Annotated in this window: 14 protein-coding genes; 4 read left to right on the top strand and 10 right to left on the bottom strand. The window is 62.8% G+C overall.

Annotated features, from left to right (window positions below; all coding sequences use genetic code 11):
• Nucleotides 1-359 precede the first annotated feature (359 nt).
• Complete coding sequence (locus E8E78_RS15345) at nt 360-1,256, top strand: formate/nitrite transporter family protein (protein WP_016498275.1); 897 nt, start codon at nt 360-362, stop codon at nt 1,254-1,256.
• 3 nt (nt 1,257-1,259) lie between these two features.
• On the opposite strand, the gene E8E78_RS15340 is transcribed toward E8E78_RS15345, so the two are convergent.
• Nucleotides 1,260-2,351 carry an MBL fold metallo-hydrolase gene (locus tag E8E78_RS15340; RefSeq protein ID WP_049278138.1) on the bottom strand — a complete coding sequence of 364 codons (1,092 nt, stop codon included), beginning with the start codon at nt 2,349-2,351 and terminating at the stop codon, nt 1,260-1,262.
• 130 nt (nt 2,352-2,481) lie between these two features.
• On the opposite strand from E8E78_RS15340, the gene E8E78_RS15335 reads away from it, so the two are divergent.
• Nucleotides 2,482-3,555, top strand: coding sequence for a diguanylate cyclase (locus E8E78_RS15335; protein ID WP_280313171.1), 1,074 nt, complete (start codon nt 2,482-2,484; stop codon nt 3,553-3,555).
• 50 nt (nt 3,556-3,605) lie between these two features.
• Entirely contained in the window at nt 3,606-6,191 is a 2,586-nt protein-coding gene (locus E8E78_RS15330) for an EAL domain-containing protein (RefSeq protein WP_049278144.1), read from the top strand.
• Between the two features lie 34 nt (nt 6,192-6,225).
• Here E8E78_RS15330 and E8E78_RS15325 read toward each other — a convergent pair whose 3' ends face one another.
• Nucleotides 6,226-6,549 (bottom strand): DUF2025 family protein, encoded by a 324-nt coding sequence (locus tag E8E78_RS15325; protein WP_016498271.1) that lies wholly within the window; start codon nt 6,547-6,549, stop codon nt 6,226-6,228.
• Between the two features lie 160 nt (nt 6,550-6,709).
• Nucleotides 6,710-7,627: a LysR family transcriptional regulator gene (locus E8E78_RS15320; protein WP_059395489.1), complete on the bottom strand. Its 918-nt coding sequence runs from the start codon at nt 7,625-7,627 to the stop codon at nt 6,710-6,712.
• Nucleotides 7,628-7,736: 109 nt separating this feature from the next.
• On the opposite strand from E8E78_RS15320, the gene E8E78_RS15315 reads away from it, so the two are divergent.
• Nucleotides 7,737-8,495 (top strand): SDR family oxidoreductase, encoded by a 759-nt coding sequence (locus E8E78_RS15315; RefSeq protein WP_280312919.1) that lies wholly within the window; start codon nt 7,737-7,739, stop codon nt 8,493-8,495.
• Between the two features lie 145 nt (nt 8,496-8,640).
• Here the strand turns inward: E8E78_RS15315 and E8E78_RS15310 are convergent, their stop codons facing one another.
• The 7 genes from E8E78_RS15310 to E8E78_RS15280 form a co-directional block, all read right to left on the bottom strand.
• Nucleotides 8,641-9,510: an HlyD family secretion protein gene (locus tag E8E78_RS15310; RefSeq protein WP_016498268.1), complete on the bottom strand. Its 870-nt coding sequence runs from the start codon at nt 9,508-9,510 to the stop codon at nt 8,641-8,643.
• Nucleotides 9,511-9,522: 12 nt separating this feature from the next.
• The gene (locus tag E8E78_RS15305; RefSeq protein ID WP_016498267.1) at nt 9,523-9,729 is read right to left on the bottom strand and encodes a DUF1656 domain-containing protein; all 207 of its coding nucleotides are present in this window, start codon (nt 9,727-9,729) and stop codon (nt 9,523-9,525) included.
• Nucleotides 9,716-11,704, bottom strand: a complete 1,989-nt coding sequence (locus E8E78_RS15300; protein ID WP_232861290.1) for an FUSC family protein — start codon at nt 11,702-11,704, stop codon at nt 9,716-9,718. The genes E8E78_RS15305 and E8E78_RS15300 overlap by 14 nt, the downstream gene beginning before the upstream one ends.
• A 216-nt stretch (nt 11,705-11,920) precedes the next feature.
• Nucleotides 11,921-12,037: a cytochrome c oxidase subunit CcoM gene (ccoM, locus tag E8E78_RS15295; RefSeq protein WP_003254862.1), complete on the bottom strand. Its 117-nt coding sequence runs from the start codon at nt 12,035-12,037 to the stop codon at nt 11,921-11,923.
• Nucleotides 12,038-12,171: 134 nt separating this feature from the next.
• Nucleotides 12,172-12,333 carry a hypothetical protein gene (locus tag E8E78_RS15290; protein WP_003254864.1) on the bottom strand — a complete coding sequence of 54 codons (162 nt, stop codon included), beginning with the start codon at nt 12,331-12,333 and terminating at the stop codon, nt 12,172-12,174.
• 67 nt (nt 12,334-12,400) lie between these two features.
• Complete coding sequence (locus E8E78_RS15285; RefSeq protein WP_016498265.1) at nt 12,401-12,730, bottom strand: hypothetical protein; 330 nt, start codon at nt 12,728-12,730, stop codon at nt 12,401-12,403.
• A 63-nt stretch (nt 12,731-12,793) separates the two neighbouring features.
• Complete coding sequence (locus E8E78_RS15280; protein ID WP_049278000.1) at nt 12,794-13,489, bottom strand: hypothetical protein; 696 nt, start codon at nt 13,487-13,489, stop codon at nt 12,794-12,796.
• Between the last annotated feature and the right edge of the window lie 47 nt (nt 13,490-13,536).

Genomic DNA, 13,536 nt, shown 5'->3' with positions numbered 1-13,536 from the left:
TTGACTATCAGTCCATACTCACAAGCACCCACACGAATTGCTTGATTCAATTTGTTAAAGAGCGTTTGGTTAAGAGCTTTTCGTCTCAACCGAGGCGCGCATTCTACGCTTTCCTCATTTGCTGTCAAGCGTTTATTTTGAAGTTTTTTACAACCGCTTCCTTTCGAAAGCTAACAACTTCAAACACTTACCGCCTGCCCCGAAGCGTTTGTCGCTGCGAGGTGGCGAATAATACGCGCTTTGAAATTAGAGTCAACACCTTGATCTAAAAAACTTTCCCAAGGTGTTTCGCTGCCTCCTGGCAACTAATGAAAGCGCAGCGGATCTGTAATGAAATACCCCCACGGAGCGTAGCGACCATGAGCGATGGGCAAAGCGAGAAAACCCCGGGCCTGTCTGCAGATGAAGAGCAGGAGGTCAGCCACAACCAGCCGCCGCGGGCGGCAGTGCTGCACGAAATCATTCGCTACCAGGGCGACCAGGAGCTGGAGCGTACGCTCGCCGCGCTGTGGTGGTCGGCACTGGCCGCCGGCTTGTCCATGGGCCTGTCGCTGATGGCCATGGGGCTGTTCTACGCCCGCTTGCCGGACGGCGACAGTGCCCAGGTGGTTGCCAGCATCGGCTACAGCGCAGGCTTTCTTGCCGTTATCCTGGCACGCCAGCAACTGTTTACCGAAAACACCCTCACCGCCGTGCTGCCCGTCATGACCTCCCCTACCCTGGCCAACTTCGGGCGCCTGTTGCGCCTGTGGGGCGTGGTACTGCTCGGCAACCTGGCCGGCACCCTGCTGGTGGCCTGGGTCATGCTGGAGCTGCCGATCTTCGACAGCAAGACGGATGTGGCCTTTTTGGAGATTGGCCGCAAGGTCATGAAGAACGACGTCAGCCAGATGTTCGCCAAGGGCATCGTCTCGGGCTGGATGATCGCCACCATGGTCTGGATGATCCCGTCCATGGAGCACGCCAAGATCTGGATCATCCTGATGATCACCTACCTCATGGCCCTTGGCGACTTCACTCATATAGTAGTGGGCTCGGTCGAGGTCTCTTATCTGGTCTGGGCCGGCGATGAGACCTGGCGCAGCTTCTGGCTGGAATTCGCCTTGCCGACCCTGGCGGGCAATATCATTGGCGGCAGCTTTATCTTCGGCCTGATCAGCCATGCTCAGGTACGCAGTGACAGCGGCAAGCCGCCCTCGCAACTATTGAAAGACGACCAGGACCGGCCCTCGCGCAGCAGGGACGACAAACATTGAAGCTCAGCGTGCCGCCATTGTGCGCTCGTTCGCCTGGCTCCGCTGGCGCATAGGCCGCGGCTGCCACCAGTTTTGCCCGGCATGCGGTGAGCCAAGGCTGACCCGCTCGCCCATCTGCGGCGTACTCAGGCGCACCTGAGCCTGATTGGCCAGCGTCAGTATGCGTTCGAAGGGCTCCTGCCAGCCGTGGATAGACAGGTCGAAAGTGCCATTGTGAATCGGCAGCATCCAGCGCCCGCGCAAATCCAGGTGGGCCTGCAAGCTCTGCTCCGGCTGCATGTGCACATCGGGCCAGGCGACATTGTAGGCGCCGGTTTCGATCATGGTCAGGTCGAACGGCCCGAAACGTTCACCTATCTGTTTGAAACCGTCGAAGTACCCGGTATCGCCACTGAAGAACACCCGCACATCCTCATCGACAATCACCCAGGACGCCCACAACGTCCGATTGCTGTCCAGCAGCCCGCGCCCGGAAAAGTGCTGTGCCGGGGTAGCGACGAAGCGCACGCCTTCCACCACGCTTTCCTGCCACCAGTCCAGCTGCCGCACTTTCGCAGGGGCCACGCCCCAGCGCATCAGTAGGTCGCCCACACCCAGTGGCGCCAGAAACACCCCGGTGTGCGGCGCCAGCTGGCGAATCGCCTGCTCGTCGAGGTGGTCGAAGTGATCGTGCGACAGCACTACCGCAGCCAGCGGTGGCAACTGGTCCAATGCCAGCGGCGGCGCATGGAAGCGCAAGGGGCCCGCCCATTGCACGGGCGAGGCGCGCTCGGCGAACACAGGGTCGGTGATGAAGAAGCGCCCGCGCAATTTCAGCAATACCGTGGAATGCCCCAAGCGCCATAAGCTGTGGTCCGGGGCATCGAGCACCTGCTGGCGGGTCATGGGCTGGAGGCTGATTGGCGTGGCTGGCCGGGTTTGCGGCGGCTTGCGCAGGAACAGGTACTTGAGCCCGATGCGCAGCTTTTTCAGCACGCCATCCTGCGGCCGCACCGCCTGGTTATGGAAACGCCCATCCTGCTGGGGTGCCGGCTCGCCGGCGTGGTTGGCCAAAGGGACCATCAGCAGCACTCCAAGCAACAGGAAAGCCTTCATGTTACCCCACAGTGATCGCATCAACCGTGAATTGGCTTGTAAGGTCATTTTTCGCCGATGAAACTGTGTTCAACAATATTCACGTGAGTTATGCGATAAACGGCACCCCGGCAGAAGAACAATGAGCATGATGGACAACCGAAGCGGCAAAGGGCTTACATTCGTCAAGCGCATCTACCTGCCACGCGTTATCGGCCTGGGCATCGGCCTGTTCAGCGTGATGGCCGGCATGGCTACGCTGACGCCGCCTGCCTGGGTATGGGGGCTGGTGCTGTTCAACGGGCTGTTGTGGCCGCACGTGGCCTACTTCTGGGCTAGCCGCTCCACAACCCCTTATCAGGCAGAACAGCGCAACTTGCTGCTCGATTCGCTGATGGGCGGGTTCTGGGCCGCCGCCATGCACTTCAACCCGTTGCCCAGTGTGACCGTGCTGTCGATGATGACCATGAATAACGTCGCTGCAGGCGGCAAGCGGATGCTCGTGCGCGGGGCGCTGGCCCAGCTGGCCGGCATGCTTGTCGCCGTCCTGGCGCTCGGCCCCGGCCTGCAGCTGAACGCCACGCCCCTGCAGGTTTATGCCTGCCTGCCGATGCTGACGCTGTACCCGCTGGCCCTGGGCTGGGTGTGCTACCAACTGGCGATCAAGCTGGCCGACCACAAGCGCCGGCTGAGCGCCCTGACCCTCACAGACAGCCTGACCGGGCTGCTCAACCATGGCGCCTGGAAAGACCTGCTGCTGCTGAAGTTCCATGCCTGTAAACAGCAACAGGGAGGCGCGGTAATTGCCCTGATCGACATCGACCATTTCAAGACCATCAACGACACCTTCGGCCATGTGGTCGGAGATTGTGTACTGCGTCAGCTCAGTGCCGAGCTGCGGCGCAACCTGCGCGATGGCGACCAGGCCGGGCGCTACGGCGGCGACGAGTTCTGCGTCATCCTGCCGGACACCAGCGAAGCTCAGGCTTGCCTCGCCATGGAGCGCCTGCGCGAACGGGTCGCCAACTACCGTAACCCGCAGTTGCCGCACCTGCGCATCAGCCTCAGCATCGGCCTGTCAGCATTCGAGGCTGGCCTCGAGTCCCCGGAACACTGGCTGGAACAGGCGGACAAGGCGCTTTACACCGCCAAGCACGCAGGCCGTGACCAAGTCAATTTTGCCCGCGGCGAGGCTGCGACGCTCAGGCTGGCCTATCCTGATTGAACCTCCTACCTGATTGCCCGGTGGGGGCTGCTTGAAGGAGCCGCTCGCGCATGGCCAGGACCGCCAACCTTCCACCCGCAAGCCCCACGCCGCGCTTTCAGGTACGCCACCTGATTGCCGGTTTCAGCGCTGTTTTCGGGCTGGCCTGCCTGGTCACCCTCGGAGCGCTGTTCAATATCGCGACCACGCTTGACCAACAGGAGCGCCAGCGTAGCGCCTTTCATGCGACCCAGGCGCTGGAGCAACGGCTGCTGGCCTCACGCCAGTTTCTGTCCAGCTATGCCGTATGGGATGCGGCCTTCGAGCACCTGGCGGGGAATGCCGACTGGAAGTGGGCCTACGAGGAAAAGAACATAGGCGAGTCGCTGTACAGCGCCAGCGGCTACGAAGGTGTGTTCGTGGTGGAAAACGACCGCACCACCTATGCCTTGTTCAAAGGACAACCCAGCCAGGCAGGCGCCAACACCTATATAGATGCGCCGCTGCAGCCGATCATCGACCTGGCCCGTGCGGCGGCCATTCCCCGCGAGCAGATCACCCGTTTCGTGCTGTTCAATGGCTGGCCGGCCGTACTCAGTGCCGCAGCCGTACGCCCGGACCGCGACGTCACCGACAGCGAGGTAAGCCAGGCGCCAGTGATGCTGTTCGTCGACCAGCTTACCGAAGCAAAACTGGCGCAGCTGGGCAAGGGTGCCGGCCTGGCCGGGATGCACGTGGAAAAGGAAGACATGCAGCAGCATGACCACCTGCGTATCGACCTGGGTGACACCGGCTATCACCTGTCCTGGAGCAGCCCGCTGCCTGGTCACCAATTGCTGTGGGCGGTAATGCCAGCCCTGCTGGGCGCGCTGCTGATACTCGGCCTGATCATGCTGTACCTGTTCCGCCTCACCTTGCGCAGCTCGCGGGCAATCGGCCTGACGCTTTCACACTTGCAGCAGAGCAACCAGGCCCTGGAGGCCAGCGAGCAGCGGTTTCGCGCGGTGGCCGAGTCGGCATCCGACTGGATCTGGGAAACCGACCGGCAACAACGCCTGACGTACCTGTCGCAGCGCTTTGCCAATGTCACCGGCTACCCGGTGGACGACTGGCTGGGTCACCCGCTCAACCAGTTGCTGGCCTGCGATACCACGCCGCTCTCACCTTGGCTGGACGCCCTCGCCAACGCAGACCCGCAACAGTTGGCCAACCTGCGCTGTACTTACCGCGACCAGAATGGCCAAAACCGCTACTGCAGGATTTCGGCCCGCGCCATCTGGTATGACGACACACCCATCGGTTTTCGCGGCACCGCCAGCGACATCACCGACGAAGTCGACGCCCACGCACGCATCCAGCACCTGTCGTTGCACGACCCCCTTACCGGGCTGGCCAACCGCAACAAGCTCGCCAGGCACCTGGAGCAGGCTTTGCTGCGCGGCAGTGACTCGCCGCCATTGACCCTGCTGCTGCTGGATCTGGACAACTTCAAACCGATCAACGACTCCCTCGGCCATGGCGCCGGGGATGCGGTGCTGCAGGAAGTGGCGACGCGCCTGCGCGACACTACCCGCGATGGCGACCTGGTCGCACGCCTGGGCGGCGACGAGTTCATTGTGGTCCTCACCGGCATGGACAACCGCAGCGAAGTCGACCGCTTCTGCGCACGCCTGATCAGCCTGCTGCAGCAACCCATCAGCTATGACAGCCAACCGCTGCACGTCGGGGTCAGTATCGGCGTCGCTCAGACCCGCACCCAGGGTTTCGATGCCGGCGAACTGATCCGCTGCGCCGACATCGCCCTGTACCAGGCCAAGGCCGATGGCAAGAATACCTGGCGCTACTTTGCCGCCGAAATGAACCAGCAGATCCAGTACCGCCGCCAGTTGGAAAACGACTTGCGCCGGGCCCTGCGCAACCAGGAATTCGAGCTGCATTACCAGCCACGCTACCGCCTCAGCGACCTGCGCATCGTCGCGGTCGAAGCCTTGCTGCGCTGGCAGCACCCGCAGGAAGGGTTGCTGGGGCCGGATACCTTCATCCCGCTGGCCGAGCAGAGCGACATCATCGTCGCGCTGGGCCGCTGGGTGCTGCGCGAAGCTTGCCGCACTGCCCACGACTGGCCCGCCGACATTCTGGTTTCGGTGAACCTTTCGCCTGCGCAGTTCCTGCGTAGCGATGTGGTCGCCGACGTGCGCGAGATCCTGCTGGACACCAGCTTCCCGGCCCAGCGCCTGGAGCTGGAAATTACCGAAAACGTGATGCTCAACGACATCGAGGGCGCGCTGGGCACCATGCTGTCACTCAAGGAACTGGGCGTACGCCTGAACATGGACGACTTCGGCACCGGCTACTCATCGCTGGGCTACCTGCGTACCTACCCGTTCGACAGCATCAAGATCGACAAGCGCTTCATCAGTGGCCTGAACAGCAACGGCGGCAGCGACCGCGCCGTGGTACAGGCCATCATCAACCTGGGTGAGGCGATGGGGTTGACGGTAACTGCCGAGGGAGTAGAGAGCGAACAGCAACTCAGCGCGCTGGAAAAGGACCACTGCCACGAAGTGCAGGGCTTTTACCTGAGCCGGCCGCTGGACAGTGCCGGGCTGGCAGCGCTGCTGCAGCACCCCTCTCAAAGCACTGCACAGCCCTTGTAGGAGCAGCCTTGTGCTGCTCCTACAAGGGCCGGGTTTATTGCTGCATGCTGCGTTCGGCCACGATCTCTGGCAGATCCCGGCGGCGCAGGTAGGCGCGCAGTGGCTCAGCAATATTCAAGCGGTCATCCACATGCTGCTCCAGCAGCAGCGCCAGCCGCTCACGGCACAGCGCCATGCGCTGCCCTTGCTCCGCACGCCAGACAAACTCGCTGCAGGGGGTAATGCTGTCGTCGGCCACATCCATGCCGAACGAGTCCTCGGAAAAACGCACGATATGAACACCGCGCTTGCCATGAAAACCGACAAAGCCCTTGAGCTGGTCGGCGGCATTGCAGATGTCCTGGGAAGTAATGGCCATGACGTAACCTCGCAATGAAATCGGAAGATACGCACGCCTGGCGGGGATCGGTCGCCTCTACCGGGCAACTCGCAAACTGGAGCCTAACGCAAGTGCCAGGCCGTTCGCCAAGGCTTTTCGTGCTTGCCCCGCACGTCTGCACCTGCGCCCGGCACCCTGTTCAGCGTTCACTTGGCGCTGGGTCGACCTGCGACGCCAGCACTGCCGCCAGCCACTGCATGAACGCCTGAACCCGGCGCGGAACGTGCCGTTGCCGGGCATACAACAGCGACACTGGCATGGCCGGGGCCTGCCAGTCTTCCAGCAGTGAAACCAGCTCGCCCCGTTGCAAGTACTCGGCAACCCCCACCGCCGGTACCTGAATCAGCCCCAGCCCGGCCAGGCAAGCCGCCGAGTACGCCTCGGCGTTGTTGACCGTGACCACACCCGCCATGGGCTGATAGCGCAGCTCATCCCCTTGCAGGTACTCGAACCCGGCGCTGCGTGCACCCAGGTTGCGCACGTAATGCACCAACTGGTGCCCGGCCAGTTCCTGCGGCGTCTGCGGTACCCCGTAGCGGGCCAGGTACGCGGGGCTGGCACAGTTGCGCATGCTCAGTTGCCCGACCGGCCGTGCCACAACATCCAGGTCATGCAGGGCACCTATGCGCATCACGCAGTCGAACCCTTCGCGCAGCAGATCCACCTGGCGGTCAGTACAACTGAGCTCCACCTCCAGCCGCGGAAAGCGCTGCACAAACTGCGGCAACGCCGGGATGATGACCCGCCGGGCCATCATGGTCGGCAGGTCGATTCGCAGGCGCCCGGCCAGCTCGGCATCGTCGGCGCTGAACAGGCTCTCGATCTCGTCCATGCCAGACAGCAGGTCTTTGCTGCGCTCGTACAGCAAGGCGCCATCCTGGGTCGCCTGTACCCGGCGGGTAGTACGGTTGAACAACTGAGTGCCCAACAACTTTTCCAGCGCCCTCACCTGCTCTGACACAGTCGAGCGTGGCAACCTCAGGCTCTCGGCAGCCAAGGTGAAACTGCGGACCTCACAGACCCGCACGAAGGTGCGCAACAACTCAAGCTTGTTCATACGGGCCTCGATTATCCGGTTTTGGCGAACAGTATTTCCATTTTTGCAGGATTTAACAGCGTCGCGCCGACCAATAACCTGCGCTCACCACCCCCTGGAGGTTTCCACCATGACCCGCAAAATTGCCCTGATCACTGGCGCCAGCCGCGGCCTTGGCCGCAATGCTGCCGAACACCTTGCCGCAAGCGGTATCGATGTCATCGGCACCTACCACAGCAAAGCCGACGAAGCACAAGCCGTAGTTGCCCGACTGGAACAGGCCGGGGCCAAGGCGGCCATGCTGCAACTGGACGTTGGCGACAGCAGCAGTTTTGCCAGCTTTGCCGAGCGCCTGGGCACCACCCTGCAGCAGCACTTTGGCCGCGAGCGTTTTGACTTTCTGGTAAACAATGCCGGGATCGGGCTGAACGTGCCGTACGTCGAAACCAGCGAGGCGCAGTTCGACCAGTTGCTGAACATTCAGCTGAAAGGTCCGTTTTTCCTCACCCAGCGCCTGCTGCCGTTGTTGGTCGACAATGGCCGCATCATCAACATCTCCACCGGCCTGGCGCGCTTTGCACTGCCGGGGTATGCCGCCTATGCCGCGATGAAGGGCGCCATGGAGGTGCTGACCCGCTACCAGGCCAAGGAACTGGGCGCGCGTGGCATCCGGGTGAACATCCTGGCGCCAGGGGCGATCGAGACCGATTTTGGTGGCGGCGTGGTGCGGGATAACCAGCAGGTGAATGAGTACATTGCCGGCATTACGGCGCTGGGCCGCGTGGGCTTGCCGGATGATATCGGCGCAGCGATTGCGCTGTTACTGGAAGACGGCAATGGCTGGATTACCGGGCAACGGCTGGAAGTGTCGGGCGGCATGTTCCTTTGAGGCTCACGGCACGCTAGGCGATGCGCCGTACGTGTAGGAGCAGCCTTGCGCTGCGAAGAGGCCGGCATGACCAACACAACTACATTGCCTGTACTGGCCTCTTCGCAGCACAAGTCTGCTCCTACAAGTTAACAAGGCAGCACCATCACTGCTCGCCCCGGTCCTCATGCACCTGCACGCTCGCGGTCATGCCTGCACTCAGGGTCACCCCTTCCGGTACCTGGTCCAGGCGAATCCTTACGGGTATACGTTGGGCCAGCCGCACCCAGTTGAAGGTTGGCTCCACCTCCGGCAGCAACTGGCTGTCCGGGTTGCTGTTGCGGTCGGTGATGCCGCGGCTGATGCTCTCCACATGCCCCTGCATCGGCTCGCCCGCACCCATCAGCCAGACTTTCACCGTGTCCCCCACGCGAATACGCGGCAGCTTGGTTTCCTCGAAGTAGGCCTGGATATAGAAGGTTGAATCATCCACCAGGGCCATTACCGATTGCCCGGTGTTCACATAGTTACCCTCGGCCAGACGCAGGTTGGTGATATGCCCGCTGCGTGGCGCCCGCACTTCACTGCGCGCCAGGTTGATCTTGGCAACCTGCAACTGCGCTTCGGCCTCATGCAGTTCGCCACGCGCAATGGCGGCATTGATCTGGGCATTTTCACGCAGTTCGGCACTGATCGCTTCAGGCCCCAGGGCGGTACGCCGGGCTGCCTCGCGCTCGCGCAAGCGCAGTTGCTGCGCGCGGGTCTCGGTCACCGCACTGGCCTGGTCGAAGGCCGCCTGGAAGCGCTCACGGTCGATGCTCATCAACAGGTCGCCAGCCTTGACCTGCTGGTTATCACGGGCCTTGAGCTCACGTACCCAACCGGACACGTCAGGGGCGATCACCACCACATCGGCGCGCACACGGGCGTCGCGGGTCCAGGGCGTAAGCATGTAGTACTGCCACAGCTGGTAGCCGGCCCACACGGCCAGAGCCACCACACACAGCGTCACCAGGGTACGTACGGCCGCACGCATCGAAACACTCCTTTATAAAGCTCCCAGCAGCCTCACCACCAGGAACAACACACAAACGAACAGCGCTGCATCGAACAACGCTTCATGCCAGATCCAGCGCCCCAACGGCGTCGCCTGCACCACCAGGCGCAACACGCCGGTTATCACCAGCGCCAGCAACACATAAAGCAGAAACGGGCTGAGCAGCACGCCGCCCACTTCCCATTCACGCAACCCCATGGGCTTCCTCCTGCCAACGGCACCACTTGCCCCAGCTTTTCTGCAACTGCAGCACAGCCCCTTCGGCCAGCCGCAGCGGGTCACTCGCAGGCAGCCGACGCAAGGCGGCAATGAATTGTTCACTGGCGGCGTCCAGGCGCTGCCCACGCCCGGCGGCCGGCCCTTTGGCCAATACCGCCTCCACCTGCTGCAAGTACTCGCGCTCGGCCCGCCCCAAGGGTGCCTGGGCAACCGCCAGGCACATGCGCAGGTGCACCAGTTCATCGCCGATATCCAGCCCGTGCAGGCCGTCATCCCAGCGCTTGCGCTCGTTTTCGGGCAGCTCGCCAGCATGCCGCGCCAGTTGCATCAGGCGGTCGGCCATGCGCCCGCCAAACCAGCTGTCGGCGCCGCGCAGGTCGCGCCGGGTCAGGCGCACCAGGTCGCTCTGGGTGGCGGCACGCAGGCGCCGGCCCAGCCAGGCCGGGTGGCGGAATACCAGTAACCGGAAGGCCATGACCGCTGCCGACACCCCCACCAGCATCGCCAGCGCACTGTTGAGCATTGTCGCCACACCAAACTGCATGGCGTTGAGCGGGGACACCAGCACAATGAAGTGCAGGCAATAGGAAGTGGCGGTGGCCCCGGTGCGTGGGTGGGCCATGCCCAACGCGCCGAGGAACAGCGGCACGCCCATGCCCAGGCAAAGCATGGCGAAGCTGCTCCATTGCGGCAGCAGGATCTGCCCCACCAGAAACGCCGCAGGTATCGCCAGGAAGATCCCACGCAGGAAGCTCAGGCCAATCTGCGCGCCGTTCTCGCGGCTGGCGAACAGGCTGCAGACCACGCAAGTCAACACCAGGCCACCCGGCGCCGAAGGCCACGCTGTCGCCAGCCAGAAGCCGCTCATCACCAGAAAAGCCAGTGCGCTGCGTGAGCCGAACAGCAAGGCCAGCGACCAGTCGCGGTGCACGGCCAGGCCTTGGGATACATCCTTGGGCGCCCTGCCCGCCTCCACATCCTCCAGCGCCAGGCTGGCTGCCATGGCGTAATCCAGTAGCAAGGCCATGCGCGCCAGGCAGTAGTGCTCTGTCGAACTGATCTGCTCATCATGGGCGGCATCCCAGATGCGCTGGCGCAGCAGCAACAGGCTGGGCTGGTCGGGTTTGGCCAGAAGCGCGCGCACCTCTTCCAGCCAGTGTGCCAGGTGTGCTGCCTCACGCTCATCGAGTTGCCGCCACTGCCGGCGCACCGAGCGCGAGATGCGCAACAGCACCATCAGCTTCTGGCTGAGACCACGAATGGCGCGAGCTCGCTGGCGCCCGCGGTTGCCTTCGAACCAGGCATGTTCACGCTGGCTGTCGATGGCAACGATACGCCCCAGGCTCTCCAGCAAGCCTTTGCGCGCCTCGTCCTCGCCGCCCAGCATGGCACTGGCAGCCTGCAGGCCGTTCTGCCAGGCCTGCCGCGCCTGCCCGCCCAATTGCTGCTCCACCCGCATTGGCCAGAGCAAGGCACTGGTGGCGGTGGCGCAAAAAATGCCCAGGCAGATCTCGGTACACCGTGCCACGGCCTGGTCGAACACCTGCAACGGGTGGTCGATGGCCGGCAAGGCAATAATCGCCGCGGTGTAGCCAGCCAATACAAAGGCATAGGCCCAGGCGCTGCGCAGTTGGGTCGAGGCAGCAGTGCACAGCGCCAGCCACAGCGCCAGGGCAATGAGGAACAAGCCAGGGGTCTGGGCAAAGAGGCCGATGAACACCACTGACATGACCGTGCCGACCAAGGTACCGGCAAGCCGTGCCAGGCCTTTCTGCACCACCATCCCTGACAGTGGCTGGGCGACGATGAAGGCGGTCATCAGTGCCCAGGACGGCTGCTCCAGGCCCCAGCGCATCGCCAGCCACAACGCCAGGCCGCCACCGAGCAAGGTCTTGATGGCGAACTTGAGGGCGAGGCTGGTGGGGGCGAACAGGGCCTGAAGGGTGATGGGCACTAGGCGGACCTTGCGGGGGATGGTCGTACTGGAAAGATAGACAATGGTGAGGAGGATAATGCGGAAACGATTAATTAGCTAGCTAATCATCTTTATTGGAACATCGGTAAGCCTGTGCTACGAAAGGGCCGGCACAGGCAACACTTAAATTCCAGGCAAAAAAAATGGGCGACCGAAGTCGCCCTAAATGCCTTGCGTGCTCGTGTACCCGAAAGGTCAGCGCGGCTTGCGCTTGTTCGAGTCCTTCCAGATGAAAATGCCCAGACCGGCAAAGAAAGCGACCATCAACCCGACCGTTACCACACCAGCGATAACCACGTTGTCGAAGAACATGCTGGCCTCCCATTCGTCTGCCGTTGTCCGATGGGTAAACGTTAACCAATGTGAGGAGGGAGAAAATTGATCGGGGTCAATGGTGCCCGGGGCCGGGCACGGGAGGCGGGTGCAGGGTTGACCTGCGTCAAGTTTCAGCGCTTCTTCGGTTTGCCCTTGGGCTTCTTTTTCTTGCTGGTGCTCAACGGCAGGGCCTGCTCGAACGCGTTGCGCATTTCGTTCAGGCGCTTTTCCTTGAGGTCGTGGACGCGCTTGGCGCGTTCGGCATCAAAATCGATGAGGTTGTCTTGGCTCATGGGCGGGCTCGACGATCAACTGAGGCTTGCATGATGAAGCCAGGCGCAAGCGCTGACCAGCCCCGCGTCAGACTTCGATATCCACCAGCAGCCCCTGGCGGACGTGCTCGCCCATCAACGGGGCGACCGGCACGGTGTTGTCAGCGTTGACCTCGTCACCTGGCACGGCACTGTAGCGATCCTGGTCGCCCTGCTTGCGACGTTGCTGCTGGCGCCGCTGCTCCTCGCGCAGCAACAGCACCTGCTCCTGCGGGTCGCGCTGGTGCTTGAGGTCAATGCCACTTTCGCTGGACGTAGGCTGCGCCGGCACCACCGGCTTGATGTCGGGGGTCGGCTTGACCGGGTCCAGTTGCGAGGTCACCGGGGCAGCGCTGAGCGGGATGATTGGCGGCAGCATGGACGTTCTCCTATGCCCCCTGTATCGGCAGGCGCGGGTTTACCTTGATGTCATGGACAACAATTACTCGGCTTCGTCGTCAGGATCATCGTCGCTTGGCGGGCTGGCTTCGCTCCAGGGCCGCTTGTAAACCTGCTGCCAGACCGCATCCATGTGGTCGCGCAGCACCTGCGGCGCGGCTTTGAGCGAGGCACTGTCATCCCGGTCACCGCCGATCGGCTCCTCACCCGCCGGGCTGATCAGTGACTGGCCGGTGATGGTGTAGCTGGCCTGCCCTTCGCGCATCTCGATAGCGATATCGTGCGGGTCGATGCCGCCGCCACAGAAGGCATGGCTGGCCACCGTAACCTCGGCCACATCATCCTTGTTCAGGTCGCTGACATCACTGACGTCGGTATAGAAGTCCACGTCCAGGTCCAGCCCCGGGCAGGTGGTTTCCTGCTCGATCTGCCAGCGCGCCTTGAATGCATCGCTTTCGGCAGTGCGCCCGTACAAGGTGGCCTTGAGTACCACCTTGTCCACTTCCTGCTCGCTTTCCGGGTCGCTGGCCTGGCCATCGCTGCGGCTCAATACCAACAGGCCTTCACCGTCGCGGTCACGAAAGTGCACGCTCTTGATCGGCGTCTGTACGCCCAGGACCTCAAGCTGCTCCATCGGGATGGCCGGCAAGGTCTCAAAGTTTTTCTGCTCGCAGGCGGCCAGCAGCAACAGGCTGCCCACGGCCATGGAAGCGCTGATCCAGCGGTGCTTGGCAGACATGTTGATCCGGGGCCCTCGTCAGCTGCACGGTGCAAGACGATGAAACG

This window comes from Pseudomonas sp. BN505, assembly GCF_029873175.1.
In the GTDB taxonomy this organism is placed as follows: Bacteria; Pseudomonadota; Gammaproteobacteria; order Pseudomonadales; family Pseudomonadaceae; genus Aquipseudomonas; species Aquipseudomonas putida.
This window is presented reverse-complemented; position numbering and strand designations above follow the sequence as displayed.

Coding starts and splice junctions, on each gene's coding strand:
- E8E78_RS15345 (WP_016498275.1), top strand. CDS start 360: ATGAGCGATGGGCAAAGCGAGAAAACCCCGGGCCTGTCTGCAGATGAA.
- E8E78_RS15340 (WP_049278138.1), bottom strand. CDS start 2,351: ATGAAGGCTTTCCTGTTGCTTGGAGTGCTGCTGATGGTCCCTTTGGCC.
- E8E78_RS15335 (WP_280313171.1), top strand. CDS start 2,482: ATGGACAACCGAAGCGGCAAAGGGCTTACATTCGTCAAGCGCATCTAC.
- E8E78_RS15330 (WP_049278144.1), top strand. CDS start 3,606: ATGGCCAGGACCGCCAACCTTCCACCCGCAAGCCCCACGCCGCGCTTT.
- E8E78_RS15325 (WP_016498271.1), bottom strand. CDS start 6,549: ATGGCCATTACTTCCCAGGACATCTGCAATGCCGCCGACCAGCTCAAG.
- E8E78_RS15320 (WP_059395489.1), bottom strand. CDS start 7,627: ATGAACAAGCTTGAGTTGTTGCGCACCTTCGTGCGGGTCTGTGAGGTC.
- E8E78_RS15315 (WP_280312919.1), top strand. CDS start 7,737: ATGACCCGCAAAATTGCCCTGATCACTGGCGCCAGCCGCGGCCTTGGC.
- E8E78_RS15310 (WP_016498268.1), bottom strand. CDS start 9,510: ATGCGTGCGGCCGTACGTACCCTGGTGACGCTGTGTGTGGTGGCTCTG.
- E8E78_RS15305 (WP_016498267.1), bottom strand. CDS start 9,729: ATGGGGTTGCGTGAATGGGAAGTGGGCGGCGTGCTGCTCAGCCCGTTT.
- ccoM (WP_003254862.1), bottom strand. CDS start 12,037: ATGTTCTTCGACAACGTGGTTATCGCTGGTGTGGTAACGGTCGGGTTG.
- E8E78_RS15290 (WP_003254864.1), bottom strand. CDS start 12,333: ATGAGCCAAGACAACCTCATCGATTTTGATGCCGAACGCGCCAAGCGC.
- E8E78_RS15285 (WP_016498265.1), bottom strand. CDS start 12,730: ATGCTGCCGCCAATCATCCCGCTCAGCGCTGCCCCGGTGACCTCGCAA.
- E8E78_RS15280 (WP_049278000.1), bottom strand. CDS start 13,489: ATGTCTGCCAAGCACCGCTGGATCAGCGCTTCCATGGCCGTGGGCAGC.